The sequence below is a fragment of the Ruegeria sp. BJ5 genome (assembly GCF_056537865.1).
Map to the genome: position 1 here is coordinate 1 of NZ_JBQFSH010000016.1, position 1640 is coordinate 1640.

Genomic DNA, 1640 nt, shown 5'->3' on the forward strand with positions numbered 1-1640 from the left:
GCTTCCTGCCTCGGTCCCATCATCGCCAATTCCTCCCTACAGGACGAATTGAATCAGCGACTTACCACTCAATCAACCAAGAGTTTTTCAACGAAATACGCCGATTCTGTGGAAAAACAACGTGTTGCGGACGCAGAAAGTGGTGTGCTGAACCGAGCGCGAGTGCCTTTCTGATCAGGCTTTACGTGTTTGCTGCGGTGCGGGAAAGATCTTGGCCAGTTTGCGGAGGTTCTGGGCGGTGGCGGCGAGGAGGAATTCGTCGTTTGCGCCGCATGGGCCACGTAATCGGAGCCGACCCAGGCCGAGAATGCGTTTGAGGTGGGCGAAGAGCATTTCCACCTTCTTTCTGAGCTTCATTGAGATGTCGTACTGGCGGGTCTTGGCAATGTCTCGAGCCACCTGGCGGGCGTCTTCTGTTTCTTCGCGGCTGATCTTGCGGGCATCCGCGTTGGGGCAGCACTTGGTTTTCGATGGGCAGACCTGACAGACCTCTTTCAGAGCGCGATAGCGAGCGGTGCCCTTGCCCGTCGGACCGCGGTTGGGGTCTGAGTAGTTGCGGCGGAACTGCTTGAGGGCGTGACCTTCGGGACAGATGTATTGGTCATTCTCAGCATCCCATTCGAAGTCGGCGCGGGTCCAGGTGCCGTCATTGCGACCGGACTTGTCGAACACCGGGATATGCGGCGCAATCTTGCGATCAACCAGCCAGCCCAGAAGTGGGCCGGTGCCATAGGCGGTGTCCGCGATTAGTCTCTCCGGATGCAGATCGAACCGTTCCTTTACTCGGTTCAACATGGTCTTGGTCGATCCGACCTCAGCCTGACGGATTGATCTGGTGGCTTCGACGTCGATGATAACTCCGTGATCTGTATCGATCAGGTAGTTGTCGGAATAGCTAAAGAATGCAGGGCCTTTGCGGGCTGCGGTCCATTGGCTCGCCGGATCGGAATGCGATGTGAACTTGGGCTGAACCTCGCTGGCAGCGCCGAACGCAGCCTCGTCCAGCGTGTCGAGATACTCGCGGACGGCGCGGGGCGCGTCGGTCGGATCAACGGTTGAGGCGTCCCACTCTTCCTTCGGCGTTGAGTTCTGCTTGTTGGCATCGGCTTCGATCAAGCTTGCATCGATGGCCATACGCTGACCGCTGACGAGGCCTTCCTCAATGCTGTGTGCCACGGTCATCTCGAACAGGTAGCGCAGCAGTTCGCTTTCGCGGAACCGCCCATGCCGGTTCTTCGAGAATGTGGAATGATCCGGCACACGGTCGTTCAGATCGAGCCGACAGAACCACCGATAGGCTAGGTTCAGATGAACCTCTTCACAAAGCCGCCGCTCGGACCGGATCCCGAAGCAGTAGCCCACGAGTAGCATTCGGATAAGCAACTCGGGGTCAACCGAGGGGCGTCCAGTATGGCTGTAGAACTCCGCCAGATGCGACCGGATGCTGCCAAGATCGACGAACCGATCAATCGAGCGCAGCAGGTGATCTTGCGGGACATGATCTTCCAGCGAGAACTCGTAGAACAACGCCGCCTGCGCTTCCTGCCTCGGTCCCATCATCGCCAATTCCTCCCTACAGGACGAATTGAATCAGCGACTTACCACTCAATCAACCAAGAGTTTTTCAACGAAATACGCCG

The 1640-nt window shown here is 57.6% G+C and carries 1 protein-coding gene; it reads right to left on the reverse strand.

What is annotated here, in order from left to right; translation table 11 throughout:
• Positions 1 to 174: 174 nt before the first annotated feature.
• Complete coding sequence (locus tag ACR0NY_RS19085; RefSeq protein WP_170437437.1) at positions 175 to 1560, reverse strand: IS1182 family transposase; 1386 nt, start codon at positions 1558 to 1560, stop codon at positions 175 to 177.
• Between the last annotated feature and the right edge of the window lie 80 nt (positions 1561 to 1640).

Excerpts from the sequence above, each read along its gene's own strand:
- ACR0NY_RS19085 (WP_170437437.1), bottom strand. The coding sequence starts at position 1,560 with ATGATGGGACCGAGGCAGGAAGCGCAGGCGGCGTTGTTCTACGAGTTC.